Source organism: Flavobacterium crocinum, assembly GCF_003122385.1.
Classification (GTDB): Bacteria; Bacteroidota; Bacteroidia; order Flavobacteriales; family Flavobacteriaceae; genus Flavobacterium; species Flavobacterium crocinum.
Genome location: NZ_CP029255.1, coordinates 4,464,534 through 4,488,437, shown reverse-complemented (window position 1 = coordinate 4,488,437; position 23,904 = coordinate 4,464,534). Strand labels below are relative to the sequence as shown.

11 protein-coding genes are annotated in these 23,904 nt (G+C 35.1%); 5 read left to right on the top strand and 6 right to left on the bottom strand.

The window, feature by feature from the left end; genetic code table 11:
• Positions 1 to 35: 35 nt before the first annotated feature.
• Positions 36 to 1,130 carry a TlpA family protein disulfide reductase gene (locus tag HYN56_RS19580; RefSeq protein WP_109193724.1) on the bottom strand — a complete coding sequence of 365 codons (1,095 nt, stop codon included), beginning with the start codon at positions 1,128 to 1,130 and terminating at the stop codon, positions 36 to 38.
• 485 nt (positions 1,131 to 1,615) lie between these two features.
• Here HYN56_RS19580 and HYN56_RS19575 point away from each other — a divergent pair, with 485 nt between their 5' ends.
• The 5 genes from HYN56_RS19575 to HYN56_RS19555 all read left to right on the top strand — a co-directional run bounded on the left by HYN56_RS19575 (position 1,616) and on the right by HYN56_RS19555 (position 13,710).
• Positions 1,616 to 4,663 carry a beta-L-arabinofuranosidase domain-containing protein gene (locus tag HYN56_RS19575; RefSeq protein ID WP_109193723.1) on the top strand — a complete coding sequence of 1,016 codons (3,048 nt, stop codon included), beginning with the start codon at positions 1,616 to 1,618 and terminating at the stop codon, positions 4,661 to 4,663.
• A 61-nt stretch (positions 4,664 to 4,724) separates the two neighbouring features.
• On the top strand, positions 4,725 to 7,412 hold the full coding sequence (locus tag HYN56_RS19570) for a DUF5695 domain-containing protein (protein WP_109193722.1): 2,688 nt from the start codon (positions 4,725 to 4,727) through the stop codon (positions 7,410 to 7,412).
• Between the two features lie 5 nt (positions 7,413 to 7,417).
• Positions 7,418 to 9,520 (top strand): beta-galactosidase, encoded by a 2,103-nt coding sequence (locus HYN56_RS19565; RefSeq protein ID WP_109193721.1) that lies wholly within the window; start codon positions 7,418 to 7,420, stop codon positions 9,518 to 9,520.
• 37 nt (positions 9,521 to 9,557) lie between these two features.
• Positions 9,558 to 11,726: a family 43 glycosylhydrolase gene (locus HYN56_RS19560; protein ID WP_109193720.1), complete on the top strand. Its 2,169-nt coding sequence runs from the start codon at positions 9,558 to 9,560 to the stop codon at positions 11,724 to 11,726.
• 25 nt (positions 11,727 to 11,751) lie between these two features.
• Entirely contained in the window at positions 11,752 to 13,710 is a 1,959-nt protein-coding gene (locus tag HYN56_RS19555; RefSeq protein WP_109193719.1) for a glycoside hydrolase family 97 protein, read from the top strand.
• 470 nt (positions 13,711 to 14,180) lie between these two features.
• Here the strand turns inward: HYN56_RS19555 and HYN56_RS19550 are convergent, their stop codons facing one another.
• The 5 genes from HYN56_RS19550 to HYN56_RS19530 all read right to left on the bottom strand — a co-directional run bounded on the left by HYN56_RS19550 (position 14,181) and on the right by HYN56_RS19530 (position 23,878).
• Entirely contained in the window at positions 14,181 to 16,793 is a 2,613-nt protein-coding gene (locus tag HYN56_RS19550) for a T9SS type A sorting domain-containing protein (protein WP_109193718.1), read from the bottom strand.
• Positions 16,794 to 17,594: 801 nt separating this feature from the next.
• Positions 17,595 to 18,983 (bottom strand): aminopeptidase P family protein, encoded by a 1,389-nt coding sequence (locus HYN56_RS19545; protein WP_109193717.1) that lies wholly within the window; start codon positions 18,981 to 18,983, stop codon positions 17,595 to 17,597.
• 30 nt (positions 18,984 to 19,013) lie between these two features.
• Entirely contained in the window at positions 19,014 to 21,164 is a 2,151-nt protein-coding gene (locus HYN56_RS19540) for a S9 family peptidase (protein ID WP_109193716.1), read from the bottom strand.
• Positions 21,165 to 21,189: 25 nt separating this feature from the next.
• Positions 21,190 to 22,860 (bottom strand): M1 family metallopeptidase, encoded by a 1,671-nt coding sequence (locus HYN56_RS19535; RefSeq protein ID WP_109193715.1) that lies wholly within the window; start codon positions 22,858 to 22,860, stop codon positions 21,190 to 21,192.
• 163 nt (positions 22,861 to 23,023) lie between these two features.
• Positions 23,024 to 23,878, bottom strand: coding sequence for an AraC family transcriptional regulator (locus HYN56_RS19530; protein WP_109193714.1), 855 nt, complete (start codon positions 23,876 to 23,878; stop codon positions 23,024 to 23,026).
• Positions 23,879 to 23,904 lie beyond the last annotated feature (26 nt).

Sequence of the window (23,904 nt, the reverse complement as noted above, 5' to 3'; positions counted from 1 at the left end):
GATAGGAAATTAACGCACTTTATTTGGTGCGCCTACTATTTTTTCAATTTAGAATTGATTGTTTTTTCTATTTCCGATAAATTATTAATTGAATTTAACAACACTTTGTCATTTTCATCCAGTAAGATTAAAGTTGGAACTGCATTAATGTTGTATTTTTCTTTTATGCCATTAGGTTTTACGGGTAGTTGCGAGAGATTCGGCCAGGGCATATTTTCTTTTTCAACTTCCATTTTCCAGCTTTTATAGTCATGATCAATACTTAAACTTACCATACTGATTTCGTCTTTGTACTTATGATAAAGCTTTTTAAGTTCCGGAATTTCTTGTCGACATGGTCCGCACCAACTTGCCCAGAAAATAAGAAGCGTCATCGATTTACCATTTTTAATATCTTCAAAAGAGTAGTTCTTTCCGTTTGTATCTACAAAATTGAAATCTTTTGTATAACCATATTTTTCCAGTTCTTCTCTTTTTGTAATGTAGTCTTGTAATTTCGAATAAGAAATAGATTTTTTGAGATCATCTGAAAATAATGAGGACAATTTTCTCAAATGATTTAAAGAATATTGATCTTTAACAATAAAGAGTTGATGCAAAACGGCATAAGTGCCCGGATTGGATTTTATACTTTCAGCAGAAGTAAAATTTTCACCATTCATTATTCTCATTCTTAGGTCTGCTTCATTAGAACCTTCAATTTTAACAAGATAATATTTGAAAGGAATGCTTTTATTAGACTGCACGGGAGTTTCTTTAACACCGGAAATAACTATGTTTTCGTTCCCTAAATAAACATCACCAAAATTAGTTTTACCATTTTCGTCTCTATTTTTAAAGCCGAGTTCTGCCTTTTTTTTATTGCCTTTAAATAAAATAAAACAAGCAATTTTAGCTTCTTTTACTTTGAAGGGATAACTGAATTTTCCATCCTTTGCTTTAATGGTATCAGAAGTTGTAATCGAATCTCCAAGAAATGGATAGCCCCACATTCTAATAACTACTTTATCAAAATCTTTTGTCAAGGTACTTAAATCAGCAGTTACTAAACCAGAATCATGCTGCTTTTCAGAACAGGAAAAAATAGCTATTAGAAAAAATAGGACTATGAAGGTTTTATTACTATTCATGTTTTTAAATAATTAAAATAATAATGAAAAGTGTCCGTGTTTTTCAGGTAAAATATCTAGGAACTCTATTTATATACTTTTGATTTTTAATGTTTTAATACTTGTGTTTTTGGGTTCACTTACAAAATTATATTAAAATAGAATAGCCCGTAAGTACAAATATTATTATAAACTGATACTATATTATTCGGAGTATTATAAATTATCCAAAATGATATCCTTTAATTAATATAGGCGAGATTTGATATTGGAATTATTCTGTAAAACTATTAAAATGTTTGGTTTAAGATAATATAGTATTGGCTTCGGATAAAATATAGTTGTATAAATAGGCTTATTGCTTCTAATTTTACAATTGTCAAAATATTCAGATAGCTAAGAATTATTGGCTATTTTTGATAAATGTATATTTTACACAATTAAAATGTTTTTCAGGCATTTTAATTCTTCTTAAAGCTAAAACTAAAAATTAAATTTTTTTGAATATGAAAATACCTGGACTATTACTATTTACCCTGTTGAGTTTTGGATCCATAAGTACAACATCTTTACGGGCACAAGGTGGAGATCAGATTTTGGATGGTATTGGCGAAACAGAATTGATTGCGCGTTATGTCTTTGATGGTAATGTAAAAGATTGGTCCCGAAATAATTTACATGGTACAATAGTAGAGTCAAAAATGAAATTTGAAAATGATTCTCAGTTCGGAAAAGTACTTTCTCTGTCCGCTAATGCTTATGTTACGATTCCGGGAAATGTATTTGCAAACGAAGAATCATTAAGTATTTCGGGATGGATTTATTTGCTTTCTGATCAGCGAAATCAGCATTTTTTTGATTTTGGAAAAAATAATAAAACCCATTTTTTTGTTGCTCCGACAGGGAATAAAGAAAAAAACAATCTACAAACAGAAATTACGACAGCAGGAGAGAAGTATAAAATAGACGGACCTGTTTTAGAAATTAATAAATGGGTTCATTTGGTAGTTGTAATTGATATTCCATCAAAGTCTTTAAATACTTATGTAAATGGTGTTTTAACAGGTACGACTAAAATTACGAAATTAAAACTAGACCAATTATTTGATTCTAATACTTCAAAAAATAATGTGTTGAATATTGGTAAATCAATTTCGCCCGAAGATTCTTATTTAAAAGCCAAATTGCATGATTTTAGAATCTACCGAGTTCCTTTGACAGAAAAACAGATCGGAAAAATTTATCATAATTCTTTCAAAAATGAAGCAGAAGAAGAGGAACCGGAACAGCCAACAGGCGATCTGCCAAAATATCCTGCGACAACTCCTCAATTGTATAATCAATATCTAACGGGCGTTTCAGATATCAAAGTACAGACTGTAGTTGGAGACCTTCCCAGATTACCCGGAACTTTAAAAGGAATATATGCTAACGGAATTGAAGGCCCAGAAGTTAAAGTAATTTGGCCGGCAGCAACAGATAACAGTTCTGTGCTAAAAGCAGGACAATATACTGTGACAGGAATAGTGGCAGGTACAGATCTAAAACCTAAAGCAGTTGTCACAGTACAAGCGACGAAAGAAGCTGCACCACCGGAACTTAAACTGAAAACTTTCGAATTAGATGAAGTAGCTTTAAACTCAGATTCTCATGGACATGACACAAAATTTATTGAGAATAGAGAGAAGTTCATTAAAACACTTGCAGCGACAAATCCTGATTCTTTCTTATATATGTTTCGCAACGCTTTCGGACAAAAACAACCAGAAAATGCAGAAGCTTTAGGGGTTTGGGATACACAGGATACTAAATTACGTGGTCATGCAACAGGTCATTATTTAACGGCAATTGCTCAGGCGTATGCAAGTACAGGATATGACAGTGCGTTACACGAAGATTTCGCAAAAAAAATGAATTATCTGGTCGATACGCTTTATGATTTGGCTCAAATGTCCGGAAAACCCCAAACAGCTGGAGGAGTTTCAGTATCAGATCCTACGGCAGTTCCTTTTGGCCCAGGTAAAACAGCTTATGATTCTGATTTAAGTACAGAAGGAATTCGTACCGATTACTGGAATTGGGGAAAAGGTTTTATCAGTGCTTATCCACCGGATCAATTTATAATGCTGGAAAAAGGAGCCAATTACGGAGGGCAGAAAACTCAGATTTGGGCACCCTATTACACTTTACATAAAATTTTGGCTGGTTTATTAGATGTTTACGAAGTAAGCGGTAATGAGAAAGCGCTCGAAATATCCAAAGGAATGGGAGATTGGGTTTATGCTAGAATGAAAAAACTGCCTAATGAAACGCTTATCAGCATGTGGAACAGATATATTGCCGGAGAATTTGGTGGAATGAATGAAGTGATGGCACGTCTTTACCGAATAACCAATGAGAAACAATATCTTGAAGTTGCTCAACTATTTGATAACATAAAAGTATTTTATGGTGATGCTAAACATTCCAACGGATTAGCAAAAAATGTAGATACTTTTCGAGGTTTGCATGCCAATCAGCATATTCCGCAGATTGTAGGTGCTCTTGAAATGTATCACGATTCCAAAGCGCCTGATTATTACCGTATTGCTGACAATTTCTGGTATAAAACTACAAACGATTATATGTACAGTATTGGAGGCGTTGCCGGAGCAAGTAATCCTGCCAATGCAGAATGTTTTATCAGTCAGCCCTCAACAATTTACGAGAACGGATTTTCTGCAGGCGGGCAAAACGAAACTTGTGCGACTTACAATATGCTGAAATTGACCAGCGGTTTATTCCTTTACGATCAGCGTGCGGAATATATGGATTATTATGAAAGAGGTTTATACAATCATATTTTGGCTTCGGTAGCAGAGAATACACCAGCCAATACCTACCATGTTCCTTTGCGACCAGGTTCAATAAAACAATTTGGTAATCCAAAAATGGATGGTTTTACCTGCTGTAATGGAACAGCTCTGGAAAGCAGCACCAAATTGCAGAATTCAATTTATTTTAAAAGCATTGACAATCATGCTTTATATGTTAATTTATATGTTCCATCAACAGTAAAATGGAAAGAAAAAAATGTAACGATAGAACAGACGACTTCTTTTCCAAATGAAGATCATACACAATTAACGATCAAAGGAGAAGGAAAATTTGATTTAAATGTACGCGTACCACATTGGGCAACGAAAGGATTTTTTGTAAAAGTAAATGGAAAAGAGGTCAAAGTAAAAGTGGTTCCAGGCAGTTATCTTACCTTAAATCGTAAATGGAAAGACGGAGACAAAATTGAATTACGTATGCCGTTTCAATTTCATTTAGATCCTGTAATGGATCAGCAGAATATTGCCAGCTTATTTTATGGGCCGGTTTTATTGGCGGCTCAGGAAACAGAACCGCTTAAAGAATGGCGAAAAATAACTTTAGATGCTAAAGATTTAAGTAAATCAATAAAAGGGGATCCGGAGAAATTAGAATTTGTTGTTGACGGAATTCAATTTAAACCATTTTATAATACATACGGACGCCATTCGGTTTATCTGGATGTTACTTTGAAATAGATTGAAATAAAAAACAAGACCAAAACCAAACAAAAAACAAACTAAACAAGCATAAACAAAGATGGGAAACAAAAAATACAGACTTGGTTTATTATTATTTTTGGGCTGTACACTAAGTATTCAGGCTCAGGATTATTGGAGTAGAATTGAACAAAAAACACCTTCTTTGGGTATTGCAGAGGTTTATCAAAAAATAAATACGCCTGCTTTTCAATTAAAACTGGTAAAAGCATCGCAGACAGTCGCAGGTTTAAGACCCATTAAAAACTTAAACTTTGATTTTACGCCTAGTGACCGACTTGAAATTAGAGACAAAGACGGATTGTATCATCTGGGAGATATCAATTTAAGAATTAAAGAAGGAAATAGCGATTGGCAGAGTTATTCTACAGCAGCAAAACGAGCAGCGGTTACTCCTTTGGCAACTTCATCAAAAATCTTAGCGGCAGCGGATTTAGCGAATACTTTACCAAGTAATATTCCAGTTACTGTTAAACGCTTTTACGAACTTGATGGTAATCAATTGGTAATGCGATTTGAAATTACGAATAAATCGGATAATCCTATTGAGATTGGCGCATTAGGTATTCCAATGGTTTTCAATAATATTTTAGAAGGAAAATCACTGAATGAAACGCATGCTCAAAATGTATTTTTTGATCCATATATAGGAAGGGATGCTGGTTATCTGGAAGTAAAAAGATTAAGCGGAGAAGGGCCTGCATTAGTAGTATTGCCAAAAGAAAATATGCCTTTTGAAGCTTATCGTCCTTTATTGGATGATCCGACTCCGAGAAGTATTGTTTTTGAAGGTTTTCACGAATGGATGGTCTACAGTAAAGCTTATGCAGAAAACGAATGGAAAAATGCACAGCAATGGAATACACCGACTTCATTAGTATTGAAACCAAAAGAGTCTAAAAATTTCTCTCTAAAATTAGTGCTTTCTGAAGGAATTGAAGATATCCAAAATACACTTGTAAAAGAAGAACTTCCTGTTGCAACCAGTATTCCGGGATATGTATTACCTCAGGATATTAAATCACAATTATTTTTGAATTATAAAAGTGAGGTAAGCTCATTTGAAATTGAGCCAAAAGGAGCATTGCAGATAAAAGAAGAGGGAAAAACCCCAAAAGGATTAAAAAAATATAGTGTTCATGGTGTAAAATGGGGACGCGCCGTATTGACAATCAATTATAAAAATGGTATAAAACAAACCATCAATTATAAAATTATCAAACCTGAAAACGAAGTGATTAAAGATTTCGGTCATTTCTTAACCACAGAGCAATGGTTCGATCAGCCGGATCCTATTTTCAAAAGAAATCCTTCAGTAATTAGTTACGATTACGAAACCAAAAAGCAATTGACTCAAGACAGCAGAGCTTGGGTGGCTGGTTTAAGTGACGAAGGTGGAGCAGGAGGATGGCTTGCGGCAATTATGAAACAGCATATTCAGCCTGATAAAGAAGAAATCAAAAAATTAGAGCAATTTGTTGATAAAACACTTTGGGGCAATATTCAGTATAGCGAAGGAAAAAATAAATATGGGGTTAAAAAAAGTGTTTTTTATTATGAACCAGACTCTCTACCAAAAGGTACTTATAGCTCAGATGTAGATTATAAAACCTGGGCGGCCTGGAAACATAAAGAAGCAAACGATCCGGGAAGATCGTATAACTATCCTCACGTTGCCGCAGCTTATTGGACATTGTATCGATTAGCGAGATACAATAAAGATTTGGTGGAAACCAGAACTTGGGATTGGTATTTAAAACAAGCTTACCATACTTCAATTGCAATGACACAACTGGCACCTTATTATGCTCAGTTTGGTCAAATGGAAGGTTCTGTATTCCTGTTGATTTTGGAAGACTTGAAAAATGAAAATATGACCGAAATGGCCGCTGATTTGGAAGCAAAAATGAAAGAAAGAGCCAATCATTGGAAAGCATTGGATTATCCTTTTGGAAGCGAAATGCCTTGGGATTCTACGGGCCAGGAAGAAGTATATATGTGGTCGGATTATTTTGGTTATGATGAAAAAGCGGATGTAACTTTAAACGCAATTTTAGCTTATATGCCAACAATGCCGCATTGGGCGTATAATGGTAATGCACGTAGATATTGGGATTTCTTATATGGAGGAAAATTATCGAGAGTAGAACGCCAGATTCATCATTATGGATCTTCCTTGAATGCAATTCCGGTTTTGAGACAATACAGAAAAAAATCGGATGATTTGTATTTATTGAAAGTAGGTTACGGCGGACTTTTAGGCGGAATTTCAAACATTACCGAAGACGGATTTGGTTCTGCCGCTTTTCACTCTTATCCAACAGAGCTAAGAATTGATTATTTGTCTGGAGATTATGGTTCTGGTTTTTATGGTTATGCGGTAAATACAGCCACCTACATTACAAAAGATGCTGATTTAGGCTGGCTGGCTTTTGGTGGTAATGTTACTGTAAAAGGCGATTTGGTAAGCGTAAAATTAACTACTGCAGCAAAATCTAAAGTATTCTTTGCACCAAAACAATTGTGGTTAACATTAGATGCAGGAACTTTCGACACCATTACTTATAACACAAAAACAGAGGAAGTGGAAATTACTTTAAGCAGTAAAAACGAATTCACTCCAAATGCTTATTTAAGAATTGATAAAGACATAAAACTTTCTTATCCAAAAGTGAGAGGAGCGTATGAAATACCGTTGACCAATAAAGCGACTAAAATTAAATTATAATATAAATGCATTTAAAATCAAAAAAACACTTTCTCAAAGGATTTTTACTGGGACTATTTGGAATAGGGATCAGTTTAAATATTGCTGCTCAAAAATTCGATAAATTTTTTCCAAAGAAAGATCTAACTACTGTTGGAGTCTATTATTATCCTGAACATTGGGATCAAAGCCAATGGGATCGGGATTTGAAAAAGATTTCAGAAATGGGTTTTGAATTTACTCATTTTGGAGAATTTGCCTGGGCGCAGTTAGAACCTCAGGAAGGCGTTTATGATTTTAAATGGCTGGATAAAGCGGTAGAAATTGCCGCTAAATATAAACTGAAAATTGTAATGTGTACTTCGACCGCTACACCGCCTGTGTGGCTGGTTCGAAAACATCCTGATATATTGGCAACTTATGAAGACGGCACCAAAACAGATCATGGTTCTAGACAGCATGCTTCGTTTTCAAGTAATTATTACAGAAGCTATTCTTTAAAAATGATTGAAGAATTGGCAAAACGATATGGCAATAATAAAAATATTATGGGCTGGCAGGTCGATAATGAACCTGCACGTTTTCTGGATTATGGAGCCGATGCACAGCAGCGTTATCGAAATTGGCTGAAAAACAAATACAAATCGATTGACGCCTTAAATGTGGCTTGGGGAAATAATTTTTGGAGTGGCACTTATACTGATTTTGAACAAATTAACATTCCGCTTCATAAAGAATGGGGAATGAATTTACATTCGCAGTTGGATCATTATCGATTTGCAGATGAAGAAACAGCCACTTTTCTGGATTCACAGGCTATTACGATTCGTAAATATGCAAGTAAAGACCAATGGATTACTTCGAACTACAGATCCAACTACAATGAAAGTTTTGTTGGAATGAGTAAAGAACTGGATTTCGATTGTTATACGCGTTATCTGGTTTACGGAGGAAGTTTAGGAATCGGTTCGCAAGGATATCGTTTGGGAGATTATTCCAGTATCGGAATGTCAAATGATTTTTTTCGTCCTTTAAAAGGAATGTACGGTTGTATGGAATTACAGCCGGGACAAGTCAACTGGGGAAGTATAAATCCGCAGCCAATGCCGGGAACTGTGCGTATGTGGCTGTGGCATGTTTTTGCAGGTGGCAGTAAATTTGCCTGTACGTATCGTTTTCGCGCGCCATTGTACGGTTATGAGCAATATCATTACGGGATTGTTGGCACAGACGGAGTAACACCAACTCCCGGTGGTTTAGAGTTCAATCAATTTATTAAAGAGATAAATACGCTGCGCAAAATGTATGATGCTAAAGCAGCATTGCCAGATTACTATTTAAAACGCAAAACAGGAATTTTGTTTAATGGGGATAATGTGATGGGAATCGACTTAAACAAACAAACTAAGGAATGGAACACTATTGGACATTTTCTGAAATATTATAAAGCCACTAAATCTTCTGGTGCGCCGGTTGATTTTGTTCGAGATTCGACTGATTTTTCTAAATATCCTTTTTTGATTGTTCCTGCTTATCAGATGATTGACCAAAAAATGATTGACAAATTGACTTTGTACGCTAAAAATGGCGGAAACTTGGTATTGAGCTGTCGATCTGGAATACAAAATCGTTTGGGACATCTTTGGGAAGCAAAGTTTTACGAACCGATGTGGAGCTTAATAGGTTCTGAAATAGAATCGTATGATTTATTAATGCCACAATCTCCGGGAGTAATAAAGTTCAATAATCAGGAGTTTGCATGGACAAGCTGGGGCGATTTATTAAAACCGAATAAAGAAACGGAGGTTTGGGCGACTTATGGAAGTGAGTTTTATGCCGGAAAACCAGCTGTTATTTCCAGAAGTTTGGGTAAAGGAACGGTAACCTACATTGGCGTAGATTCTAAAAATGGAGAACTGGAAAAACAAGTATTGCGAAAACTGTATCAAAAGCAAAATGTAGCAATAGAAGATTATCCTGAAGGTGTAATGGTCGAATATCGTGATGGTTTTGGAATCGCAGTCAATTATTCGGATAAAATCTACGAAATCAGTTTACCAAAAAGTGCCAAGGCAATTTTCGGAAACAACGCTGTAAAAACTTCCGATGTATTGGTCTGGAAATATTAATATCATTTAAAAATGCTTCAACTTAATTTTATTAGCAATGTCAAACAAAAACATATTTTACAACTTTATACTACTCGTTTTTACCTTACAAGTCATTGCTCAAAAAAAAGTTGAAGTGAGTAATTTATCAACTGGAAATCCAATATTACCTGGATATTACGCAGATCCAACTATTAAAAAATTTGGAGACATTTATTATATCTATGCCACGACCGATAATGAAATGCTGGCTTCTGGAGCTCCAACGGTTTGGTACAGTAAAGATTTAAAAAACTGGTACAATTATACCATGGAAATTCCGTCTTTTACGGCAAAACCCATTACCAATTTTTGGGCGCCGGATATTGTGGTTGGAAATGATGGTAAGTATTATTTGTATTTCGGAAACTGCGAAATTGGCTGTAATATTTACGGTTATGTTTCGGACACGCCAGTCGGGCCTTGGAAAAAACTCAATGAAAATGACGAACCCGTTATTTCAAATGGATATCCAAGAGAAGGTTTTCCATCTTTAGATGCACAATTTTTTAGAGATACCGACGGTAAAATATACAGTTATTGGGGAACCTGGGTGCATTATAATGGCGGATATGCCGTTGGAGAATTGAATAGTGCTACGATGAAGAATATGATGAATTCTAAAAATATTCCTTTAAGTCAAACTCCTGAACCTTTTGAAGCAGCCTATATGATGAAAAAAGGAAATAAATATATTTTAATGTATTCCGGAGCTTCTTGTCATGATGAAACTTATAATGTACGTTATTCTTACTCAGATTCTCCTTACGGGCCTTTTAAAGAAGGACTTAATAATCCGATTTTGAGTACGAACGAAGATAAAACGACTCATGGCCCGGGACATCATTCTGTGTTAGAAGATGGAAACGATTATTACATTGTGTATCATAAACATGATTATCCAATGACACGTGGTGGTCTGGCAAGACAAGTCTGCATCGATAAAATGATTTTCGAAAATGATTCCACTATTGCAAAAGTGATTCCTACTTCAAAAGGAATAGGAGAAATTGTCAAATCAAATGTACCCGAAAATATAGCTTTAAATGCTCGTGCTACCGCATCATCTTATTATCATTTACAATCGTTAGAACACGATTACGAATATAAGCCTGATTTTGCCACTGATGATAATAATGCTACTATGTGGAAAGCGGGCAGTAACGCTCTTCCGCAGGATTTAACTATAGATTTAGGAAGTGTAAAACCAATAAAAAGGGTCATGACCCAATTTGAATTTGCCAGTTATTATTATCAATACACTTTAGAATATTCGACAGATGGAAAAAATTGGCAGTTGTATGCTGATAAATCAAAAAACCGCATTTCTGGAAGTCCGATGATTGATGATCAAAATGTTACAGCACGTTTCTTAAAACTAAAAGTTCTAGGCACAGAAAAAACGGGGCTTTATGCGGCAGTTTGGAACATAAAAGTGTATAGCGAATTATTTGAGCTTCCTTTACCATTAGAAAATAAAAAATCAAACACAGAACCAGCAGCTGTAAGTTCACATAAAATGGTGATCGATATTGATGTAACTAATGAAAAATACGAAAATTCATTTAAAAGTCTGCCTAATAAAGGTTCTTTAGGAGGTATGTTTACAAAAACAGGAGACGTAAAGATTTCCTGGGATAAAGAGGATAAAATTAAGGCATTTGAGTTTGTAAATGGCGCTTTAATATTAGATAAACCCGTTCCTAAAACTTTGGCTTGGAATGGTTCGTATTCTGTGGCAGTCTGGGTAAAAAATCCGGAAGTAGCCAAAGAAGGAGAGTTTTTGGCCTCATGGTGTGATCGTTCTGAATATAATTTAGCCAATTCGTTTAATGCATTGGCTTACAATAGCGGACATTATGGTGCAGCGCCACATTTGGACGGTCATTTTGATATGAAATACAACAAAGTTCCGGAACCAAATAAATGGCATCATATTGTTTTGACTTTTGATGGAGTGGTAGAGAAAATTTATGTCGATGGCGTACTTGATAACTCTCAGAATATGATGCTGTCATCGGCTATAAAAAAGGCAAAAATTATAATTGGAGCTTCAGATATTGGAGAGAATTACTCCGGTTTTATGGCCTCTTTAAAAATGTATGATTATGGTTTGACTAAAGATGAGGTACTAAATCTACTGAAACAAACCGCGCCAAAAGCAACTAAAGAACCTTCTGTAAAATAGTATAAAAAAATAATAGCATTCAAAAATGAAAAAAAGAGTACTGATTTTATGTGGCTTATTGTTGTGTGCATATCAAGCTTCTTCTCAAACTTATGAGGTTAAATCTCCTGATGGACGTATTCAGATAAAAGTGAATCATTCCGATAAAATTTCCTGGTCGGCATCATTAAATGGAAATTTAATTATTGAGAATGCTGAAGCCGGAATGGATTTTTCGTCTAAAACCAATTTTGGATTAAATCCGAAGATTAAAAAACAAACGGTTAAAAGTATATCTCAAAATATACATGCCATAGTACCAATTAAAGAGTCTGAAATTAAAGATGAATACACGGAACTTTCGATTACATATCAGGGAAATTATAAACTTAATTTCCGTGCTTATAATGACGGAGTGGCTTATCAGTTTGTAGATGAGGCCAAAGAAAAACGAAATGTAGTTTCAGAGAAAGTTTCGTTATCATTTCCTAACGGTTCACGTTCTTTATTTCCGCAGGAAGAATCGATGTATTCTCATAACGAACGTTTGTATTTGGATAAATCTTTAAATGAGATTGCGTTCAAGGATTTTTGCAGTCTTCCTGTTTTGTTTACTACTCCAAAAGCCAAGGTTTTATTTACGGAAACGGCACTTCATGATTATCCGGGATTATTTTTAAAAGGAAATGGAAACACCACTTTAAATGCTATTTTTCCAAAATATGTTTTAGAAGCAGTGGATAAGGATGGAAAATCCGATCGTGTGCAGACCATTACAAAAGAAGCTGATTATATTGCCAAAACAAACGGAAACAGAGCTTTTCCCTGGCGTGTATTTATTATCAGTGATGACGATCGTACTTTGGTATCGAGTAATTTGTCTTACCAGCTAGCAGCACCAAATGCACTTAAAAATACCGATTGGATCAAACCAGGAAAAGTAGCCTGGGATTGGTACAACGATAATAATATTTATGGGGTTGATTTCAAAGCGGGTTTAAATACCGAAACGTATAAATATTTTATAGATTTCGCTGCTGCGAATAAAGTAGAATATGTAATTCTTGACGAAGGCTGGACAAAATCGACTACCAACATTCTTGATTTTAATCCCACAATGGATGTTAAAGAATTGATTCGATACGGAAAAGAAAAAGGAGTCGGGATTATTCTTTGGGTACTTTGGAAACCATTAGATCAAAACTTATTGCAAATTCTGGAAACTTATAAAAGTTGGGGAGCAAAAGGAATAAAGATTGATTATATGCAGCGCAACGACCAATATATGGTCAATTCGTATGAGCAGATTGCCAGAGAATGTGCTAAACTGGAATTGTTAGTAGATTTTCATGGTGCATTTAAACCTGCAGGTTTACACCGAATGTACCCAAATGTATTGAATTATGAAGGAGTAAGAGGGAACGAAAACAATAAATGGAGCGAAGATATTACACCAGAACATACAGTAACGATTCCGTTTATCAGAATGGCAGCAGGCCCAATGGATTTTACTCCGGGTTCAATGATTAATAAACAACCTAAAAATTTTGCCATAAGTTTTAATAATCCAATGACAATGGGAACTCGTGCGCATCAGGTGGCGATGTATGTGGTGTATGAAGCGCCTTTGCAAATGATGTGCGAATCGCCCTCAACATATTACAAAGAACAAGAAACAGTTGATTTCATTACTCAAATTCCAACAGTTTGGGATAAAACAGTTGTACTTCATGGTTCTGTTGGGAATTATATTGTCGTGGCAAGAAAAAAAGGAGATAAATGGTTTATCGGCGGAATGACAGATGCAGATGCCAGAGCATTACCAATAGATCTTTCTTTCCTGGGAGAAGGAAATTTTTCGATGGAAGTTTTTTCAGATGGCATCAACGCTGAAGCATTCGCTCAAGATTATAAAAAAGAAATTATAGCGGTTAATAAGAATACTAAAGTAACGGCTAAAATGGCTTCCGGAGGAGGCTGGTCTGCGATTATTACACAAAAGTAATGACTTTACTTTATGTAAGATAAAAAGCTTTTTTCCGCCACGACTAGAGCGATAGCGACTGGCGAAGCAATTCACGAATAAACACAAATCATTGAGTTTGAAAAAATCAATTCGTGGAAATTCGTGCAATTCGTGGCAAAATTTTTAGCTATAGGAACTTGATGCTTTCCATTCTATTTAACCCTTTTTAATTTCTTTTTTTAATCTTAAGATTCAAGTTCAAAATCTCAGCTTCTTAGCGCCTTTGCGTGCAAATTTCTTGTTGCTGAAACAAAAACTTTATGTTTTAATCTCGCAAAGTCGCAGAAACGCAAAGATTTTTAAGCAAATCTTTTTTTAATTATTCTTACGATTCCCTCTAAGCATTTTCAAGTTAGTGGCTCTTTATCAAAGCTCCAATTAAATTTCTGGCAAAAAAAACTACATCTTCCAAACGAAAGATGTAGTCTGTAATGAGTAGTGAAATGGTATTATTTTATAATAATCTTTTTAGTCTGTTTGAAATTTTGTGATTGAATCGTTACAAAATAGATTCCTTTTGACAAATTACCAGTATAATATTGTTCTTCCAGATTGTAGTTTTTGTTTTCAAAAACTAATTGCCCGGTACTGTTGGTTATTTTTAAATTATAAGTTCCAGTATTTTCATTTGAAACTTTAATATTAACCATAGAGGCATTATCGGTAGGATTTGGATAAATCAAAAAGTGAGAAGATGAATTAGAGAAATCGGCTACAGAAAGATTATCGCTTATTGTGGCTTTCCAGTCCCACCAATTTTTATCTGCGCTGGCAGTTCTAACGGCTCCGTCCTCCAGTTTAATTTTATAGTTAAACTTCTTTTTACGGGTATCATTATTTTCAAAAACATAATCTGAATTACAAATTACGGCGAATATCACACCATTGGCAGGAACGCCCTGAGAAAAAGAAATAATACAATCGCCTGCATAAACGGGTTGTGTATAAACCGTTTTTCCTTCTTTAGTGCGATAACACAATTGAATCGACATATTTTCTCCTAAAGGCTCAAAAAATACGGTAGCTTGATTTCCTTGTACATGAATCGGAATAAAATTAGCTCCAGACCAGCCAGGAAGTGTTTTTTCCTGCGGAATTAAATAGCCGTTTTCATCTTCAGTAGTTACAGCATAAGGAGTTGCTTTCCATTTTTCAACATTGATAAGTGCAGGTTGCTCAGGGCCTAATTCGCGTCCCATATTATTGCGGTACAAATTTAAAATAGGCTGTTCAAATTTTCCGAAATCAGACAATGCTAATCTGGCTCTGTATTCCTGAACCATCTTTCTTGTTTTATCTTCGCCTAAACCATTTACAGTGCCATTACCATTTGCAATACCTTCTAATACACGTCCTTCGCAATAATTCCATACCCAAGGCAAACTTTTTTCGCCGACGATTTCTCCTAAAAAGGTCGGAAATACAGAGCTGTACTGAACTCCTCCAATAATATCTCGGGTTAATCTCAACGTAACTCCTTCAGAATTTTGAACTCCGGAATCTACACCTTCAGCAGAAGGCCCTCCAAATGTCCCGTCCTGAAGCCAGCCGCTATAACATTCTATCGGAATAAAAGGCGCAATGACAGAACCAGCACTTAGCCATCCTAGATCTACATTGCTATAGTCTGTACTTCCCGTTTTTTTAATGTCTAAGACAGTCTGCAACCAGACATTTGAACCTTCATGAAACCAAGCCGATTTTCTACAACCCGGCAAAGAAGCATAAATAGCATGAATACCTTCGTGTACACAAGCTCCAGTTTGATATTGTGCATCTGGAAAAGTGGTATTAGGATCAAAACTCGCAACTGGATAATAAGACAAAAGTACCATTGGCCAACTTTCTCCATCGGGAGTGCCAACACCGCTTTGCCATCCGCCTAAATCGGTATTCGATGCATTATCAGTACACAATCCAGACCCAAATAAATATACTGAACTGCGATAACCTGCTCTGTATAATTTATCTGGCGGCCAGCCCATATTATCTCTTAAAAAAGTAAAATCACTGTCTAAACGTTTTAACATTAAGTCGACAGCGGCATCTGTTACTAAAGAGTTAGCATTTGGCCCTTGTATAAAAGTCCATGAACCCACATTAGTCGATTTAACGCCATTGCAACCGTTGTAATTGGGATAATCTTCTTCTAAGTTTTTTGTTGGTTTTGGAAAATCAGGATAGTCGCTTTTAAAATCATAATGAAGCGTTGTGCCATAACCTGGCCATGTCGTGAAATCGCTGTTGCTTTCTTTTACTGTTAAGTAGAAAGATAAAGCACTTTCCGTCCCACATTCATTAATGTATAAAAAACGATACGTTCCGGAATTCTCCACTTGTAGATTTGAAAGTGTAATGTTTTGACTAGTTGATGTAAAATTATTTGGGCCAGTCCATTTCATTTTACCACCAGTTGGATTATTGGCAATAGAAGCTAAAAACTGCACATTATCTGTTGGAGAAACAACGGCATAATTAAGGCTTTTTTCGGTTCCGTTATTTACTTTAAGAGAAGCAGTTAATGCGGTCGCATCACATTGAGTGGTTTCTGTACCAAAAGCCTGAAATTCGACCACGCCGGTTGCGGTATTACTTTTAAAATAAACCCTCAGTTTTTTGGTCTTAAAATTTAAATTTCCAAGAGTATTAAATTGGTTTAAAGCCAATCCTACAGCACCACCATTAATCCATTCAAGTCCATCCCAGTAACTGATATAGGCATCTGTAGGTTGAGAAATACCTCCAAAATCGGTAAACCAGTAAAGTGCAACAGAATTGATTTGATGAGCAAAATCCCAGTCATATTGTATCCAGTTATAGGTATTGTAATTGGCATCGCCATCCCAGTTTCCATAAACAGGATTTGTTTTGTCATCAGAACTAATAGGCGTAAAACCATCGTTTACAGCCGCCAGACTTTCCCAGGGCGATACATGAGAAGTACTGACTTTTGTGGAACTCAGTCTGGCTAAATTCGTTTGAGCATTTAAATTTTCTGCTGCTAACACAAAAAGCGTAAGAAGAAGAAAAGATAAAAATCGGGGTAGTTTTTTTTCTTTCATAAGGTTTGTTTTTGGTTGTTAATTGTTTTAAAATAAGTTTGACGGGCTAAAATGTAATCTTATTCCTTACCTACTAAGTTAAACTAGTGCTTATGAAAATATATGTACTTAATTATCTGATAATTAGTAAAAGTTAATCAGTATTTACTTTCGATTTGTTTTTTAACAATCTCAATAAGAAAAAAAGCCATCGGCTTGGAACATATTGTAGCGCCGGATTTTAATCCGGTATAAATGATATGAGACGATTTAATAGAGCCATCGGCTCGAATCATATTGGGAAGTTTAATTTTGAGAAAAAATGTTTCGTTCCTATGGAACTTCTGGCACAATGAAAATTTAGAATCAACGGATTAAAATCCGTTGCTACAATATGGTTTCATTCCTACGGAATTTCTAAAGTAACGGATGTTAAAAATCAACTGAATCTACCTAAAATAAAAAGATTAGAGAAAAAGAATTTGCGAAAATTCGTGAAATTTGCGGTTAAATAAAAATCTGCTGAATCTGAATTGAACATCTTTGTAGAGTTGCTTATGGAGATCCTTCCTTTGTCAGGATGACAAACTAAAGGGAAAAAACTTTACGATAAAGGATTAAAAAGATAAAATAAATTTGCTTGCATTTCGTCATCCCGATAACTATCTGGAATTACTATAACATTATTTCATTGCAATGGAACTTTCTATTAAATATTATAAAAGAAAAAACACCTGCAATAAACGTATTGCAAGTGTTTCATTAATTCTTCGTATAAAAAATCTACATTATTTGGAAGCAATATAGTATTACTTTATAGCTCTAGAAAGTTCTTAATGCTTCAATATCTTCAGCTGTTTTGGCAAGAGGCTTTCCTAACAATTTATAAGATTCTTTCGTAATTAAAAAATCTTCTTCTATACGGATACCTCCAAAATTTCTGTACGCCTGAACTTTATCATAATTAATAAATTCACTGTATTTTTTTTCTGCCTGCCATTGATTAATTAATTCCGGAATAAAATAAATTCCGGGCTCAACAGTTAAAACAAAACCTTCTTCAAGTTCTTTGGCCAGACGCAGTGATTTTAATCCAAATTCGGTGCTTTTCTTTAGAGTTTCTGTGTAGCCAACATATTCTTCGCCTATATTTTCCATGTCATGAACGTCCATTCCCATCATGTGACCTAAACCGCATTGAAAGAATAGGGTATGCGCACCTGCTGCTACGGCTTCATCCAAATCGCCTTTTACTAAACCAAGAGATTTCAACCCCGTTAAAATCTCCTTACAGGCCGTAAGATGTGAATCTTTGAAGAAAGTTCCGGGTTTAAGAGTGGCTATAGCGGCTTCTTCAGCTTTTAAAACAATATTATAAATTTCTTTCTGCTGCGTTGTAAAGGTTTTCGAAACTGGGAAAGTTCTGGTCATATCTCCGGCATAACGCATATTGTTTTCGGCTCCACAGTCACATAAAACCAATTGTCCTTCCTTTAAGACATTACTGCCGGCATGATTGTGCAGGTATTGTCCGTTGACTGTTAGTATTGTCGGAAAAGCAAGATGACCGCCAAGACTGATTGCTGTGCCTTCGACTTGTCCTGCAATTTCGTATTCGGTCATTCCGGGTCTTGCGCTTTGTATTGCTTTTAAGTGCATTGCTGCCGTTATATCTACCGCTTTTTCAATCTCAATCAGTTCTTCATTCGTTTTATAAGAACGCTGTGCAATTATTGCTTTAGATAATGGAATGGATGATTTTTTCGCTATTTCATTAGGATGAATATCGAGCCATGAACTTAATTTTAAAGTAATAGCAGCACGGTAAGGAGGCAGAAAATGAATCGCACGTTTCTGTTGTACAGCATTTTTAAGAACAGCTTCTGCAAATGAGAAAGGCTGTACAGTTGTGATTCCTGTTTTTTCTGCATCACTATTTAATGAATCTTGTGGGCCAACCCAAACCGTTTGTTCGATTGTCAGGTTATCGCCGAATAGAATTTCCAGATCAGCATCAATATCTATTATTAAAAATAAAGAAGGACGATCTATTCCGGCATAATATAAAAAACTGCTGTCTTGTCTAAAATGATAAATATTATCGCGGTAGTTCATTCCGACTTCTTCATTTCCGGGAAGGATAATAAGGCCTGAACCCATTGCTTTTTTTAAGACTTGCCTTCTGTTTATATAAGTTTCTCTGCTAAACATATTTTTTTCAAAATGGTATTAAAAATGATATTATCTGCCTCCACCCGGGCAGTGTTCTTTTAAGTATTGTGTATATAATTTCGATAAATGTTCGGTAGTTCCTTCGCCTTCATTGATGCTGTGCGTACGATTTGGATAACTCATCATTTGAAATTGTTTGCCGTTTTTTACTAATTCGTTTACCAGCATTTCTGCTCCCTGATAATGCACATTATCATCGCCAGTGCCATGAATCAGCAATAGATTTCCCTGAAGTTTATTGGCATAAGTAATAGGAGAGCCTTTTATAAAAGGTTCTTTATTTTCCTGTGGTAATCCCATGTAACGTTCCTGATAAATATTATCATACAACAATTGGTTGGGTACAGCGGCAATAGCGATTCCTGTTTTATAAATTTCAGGATATTGAAATAAAAGATTTAGCGTAGTAGAACCGCCGCCGCTCCATCGCCAGACTGCGATTCGGTCTTTGTCTACAAAAGACCATTTTAGGATTTCCTTAGCCGCCATTGCCTGATCTCGGGTGTTTAGAATTCCAATGTTTTGATAGATTGATTTGCGCCATTCAGCACCTTTTGGAACTGGAGTTCCTCTTCCATCTAAGCTAATTTGAATATATCCGTCGGCAGCAATATCTCCATCATATAAAAAAGTACTGGCATAACCCGCAGCATCTTTTACAGTTGCACCAGCAGGTTCTGTATAAACATAAAATAAAAGAGGATATTTTTTAGCAGGATCAAACGGAGTTGGTTTGATCATCCAGCCGTCAAGGGTAATATTGTCAACAGTTGTAATCTGAATCATTTCGACATTACCGCTTGCAGTCATATTACGATCGGTTTCTTTAATGGTCTTTTGAGTAGAAAGATTAACCCATTCCGATATTTTTTGGTTTTTATGATTCGAAAAACGATGTTCAGCATATTTTGCATCGGGAGATAAACGATAATTATGCGTTCCGATTTCGTTAGCAGGAGATACTTTTATTAGTTTGCCTTTTCCGTTTAATGCTGTTTTATACAAATATTGTTGTGTAGCATTATCTGGCGAAGCTAAAAAATAAACTAAACCATTTTTTTCGTCAACGGCTTTAATATCGATAACATCATATTTTCCATTGGTAATTAACGTTTCTGTTTTTCCGTTTTTGCGGATTTTATATAAATGCTTCCAGCCATCTTTTTCCGTTAACCAAAGAAATTCTTTTCCGTTGTTAATCCATTTTAAGCCTTCATTTTCAGTTGGTAATATATCAATCCACGAAGTATTCTTTTCAGAATAAATTGGACTTGCGTCGCCACTTTTAGGGTCACATAAAAAGAGTTTGGCTTCATTTTGTTTGCGATTTAGTTGTTCAACCAATATCGAAGAACCATCAGGAATCCATTGCATTAACGGAATATAATGTTGTTTTGAATCCCCTGGAACTTTCATCCATGTTGTTTGTTGTGAAGCGATATTGACAACTCCAATTTTGCATGCTGAAGGATCTTGTCCAACTTTTGGATATTCAACCGGAACCGTATAAGAATATATCGAATCAGTATTGTTAATCATTAAGAAGTTTTTGATTTTGGTAGCATCAATCTGCCAAAATGCAATACTTTTTCCGTCTGGACTCCAACGGAAACCGTCTCTGCAATTGAACTCTTCTTCGTAAGCCCAGTCAAAAGTTCCATTAATTAAACGATCTGTTCCATCAGTTGTTAAAGCCGTTTCTTTTCCGGAATTAAGGTCTTCAACATATAAATTATGCTTGCTTACGTAAGCAATTGAATTATTGTCCGGAGATAATTTGGCAAACATCAAAGACGATTCTGGCCTGTTTTTTCCAATCTGTCGCAAGTCATTTGTTTCGGTATTAAAAAGCCAGTAATCGCCACGCGTTTCCAGTCTCCACACTTTTTTTGAATTGGTGTAAATCAAAACTAATTTTTCATTTTTACTGAATTCAAAATCTTTAACTTCTAAAGCTTTTGCGCTTCCTTTTGGTGTAAGCTGCTTGGCATCAACAATTATGTTTCTGGTAAAGTTTGGTAATTCGTACTGTATTATTTCTCCTTTTTCTGCGGTATAATAACTACTGTTATTATTCGCCCATTTTGGTCTTTGAGCATTTGCAGTCAGGAAAAAAAGTGACAGGATAAAACAGAAAAAAAGAGAGATTGTTTTCTTCATCGTATTTTGATTAATGATTGAATTTTTACTTTATATTGGTTTCCAAAACAGGATTTATATAATACATTTTAGTAATAGAAGCTGCGTCAAATAAAGACTTTTGATCATTTGCTAAAGAAATACTCTGCCATTGATCTGATGGTATTATTTTAACTTTATCAGTTTCATTTTTTAAGGTCAGCGGCAAATTAAAACCGCTTACACAATTGCTGTAACGATACAAAACTTTGGTCTTATCTTCATTAAAATAAAATTCAAAGTTTGGAATCTGTGTTGTGGTAAGATATTGCTCGTAAACTTTACTGTAATCAAAATTAAGCTTTTTCGAAATATAATTTTCAATCTGTTTCGAATCTACAGTCTGATGATAAAATTCTTTTCCCAATCCTCGAATAACTTCTCGAAACAAGGCATCGTTATCCAATCCATGACGAATGGCGTGAAGCATATTTCCTGCTTTTGAATACATATCGCCGCTTCCTTGTGCATTTACATTATAATCGGGAATAATGGGACGATCGTTTCGTATTCCTTTGCGAGTTCCGGCGTTGTATTCATCTCCGGCTTGTTTTCCAAAAATATAATCAACAAAAAGGGTTTCACTGTAATTGGTAAATCCTTCGTGTACCCACATATCAGCCAGATCATTTGTGGTAATGTTGTTTCCAAACCATTCGTGTCCGCTTTCATGAATAATAATAAAATCCCATTTCATTCCCCAGCCCGTTCCGGAGCCGTCATTACCGCGATAGCCGGGCTTATAATGATTACCATAAGAAACAGCACTTTGATGCTCCATTCCGGTATGTGAGGTTTCAATCAACTGATAACCATCTTCATAAAACGGATAAGGCCCCATCCAGTATTCAAATGCATTCAACATATTATGCACTTCTTTTGGCATGTATTTTTGAGCTTTTTCTAAATTATAATCCAAAACCCAATAATTCAGGTCTAAATTGCCTTTTTCTCCTTTATAAGTTTCTTTAAAATTGACATATTTTCCAATGTACGGAATGATGCAATAATTACTAATCGGATTGACAACAGCCCATTTATAAGAAGTTGTTCCGTCATTATTACTTCTCTTAAACTCTAATCTTCCGTTGGCAATTGCGGTTAAAGAATCAGGAACAGTCATCGTTAAACTTGCACCATTATTCGGTTCGTCACTTTGATGATCTTTGCACGGATACCATACAGAGGCACCAAGTCCTTGGCAGGCAACCGTCATCCACGGACGTGCTAAGGAATCTTTTGTCCAGATCCATCCTCCATCCCAAGGCGCTTTTATGGCTTCATGAACTTTTCCGCTAAAGAAAATAACCACTTTGCTGGTGGATTTTATTTTAGATTTAGGCGTTTTAATATACCATACACCGTTTTCCTTTGCAAAACTTAATTTCTTCCCAGATTGAATAACACTATCAATAACCAGAGGATTCTGCAAATCAATCTGCATTTTGGTATTGCTCTTTTCTTTAAGTGTTTTATACGTTATAGTGTTGCTTCCTACTATTATTTTAGTGTCATAATCAGGTTTCACAGTAATATCATAACGTTGTACGTCCCACCACTGTCTTTCAGGAGTTAAACTGCCTCTTAAGGTGTCTGCCAGTGTGTATGGTTTTGTTTTTTGGGCAAAAGAAATGAAATTAAAACACAAAAAAACAAGAGTTAAATAGTTCCTAATCATGGCATTTTAAGTTTGAAATGTTTGAAAATGTAGCTGAACTCAAAATCTTATTTCATTAAGAAAAAGAGTGTACATTTTCAAAAGTATGCAGATTTAGGATATTGAAGCTAGACTTTTATTATCCTTATATAATAGAATATTACTTAAAAAGGAGTAAAATAGGCTAAGACTTAATAAGGGAACTTTTAAACTCAAAAGGGGTTTTCTTTTTAATCTCTTTGAATTTTCTGTTGAAATTAGAAATGTTGTTAAAACCGCTTAGTTCCGAAATTTCAATAATCGATAATTCCTTGTTTTTGATAAGCAGTTTTGCGGCATGTTCAATTCTTATTTCAATCAAAAACTGGAAAAAAGTCTTTTTAGTTCGGGTTTTGAAATATTTGCAGAAAGCATTTTTGGTCATGTTGGCAATTTGGGCAATTTCGTCTAAAGTGATGTTTTTTTGATAATGCGTCATGACAAAATCAAAAACCATCTGCATCCGTTTCCCTTCAGCATCTGTAAAAGGTTTGTTGAAAACATAATTAGAGAGATGTTTTTTATCAGACTGGCTAAAGGCTTTTAACATAGACATTAAAAGAATAAAACGATCGTATTTATCGGCTTCTTTAAACTTTTTAAACTTCCTTATAATAGATGGTTTGGCATCTCTAATTTGTATTCCGTTTTTAATAGCTGTAAAAAAAGGTTCTACAGCATTTAATTCCGGTAAATTAAAAAAATCTTTTCCGAATCCATTTTCGGTAAAAAAGACCGTAAGCATGACCGACATTCCTCTGCTTTCAGAAATGTCGCTTTTAAAAACGTGCGGTAAATTGCTTCCTAATATAATAATGTCGCCTTTTTGATATTCGGTAATCATATCTCCGACTAAAATTTTGCCTTCTCCTTTCTTTATATAACTAATTTGAATTTCTTCGTGCTGATGGTATTTATCATAAAAAATAGTTTCGCAGTCTTCTTGATAGATAAATGCCTCTTCGCTTGACTTTGGGATTTTAAAAGGAAAAACTTTCATTACTTGGTTATTTTTTATATTTTACG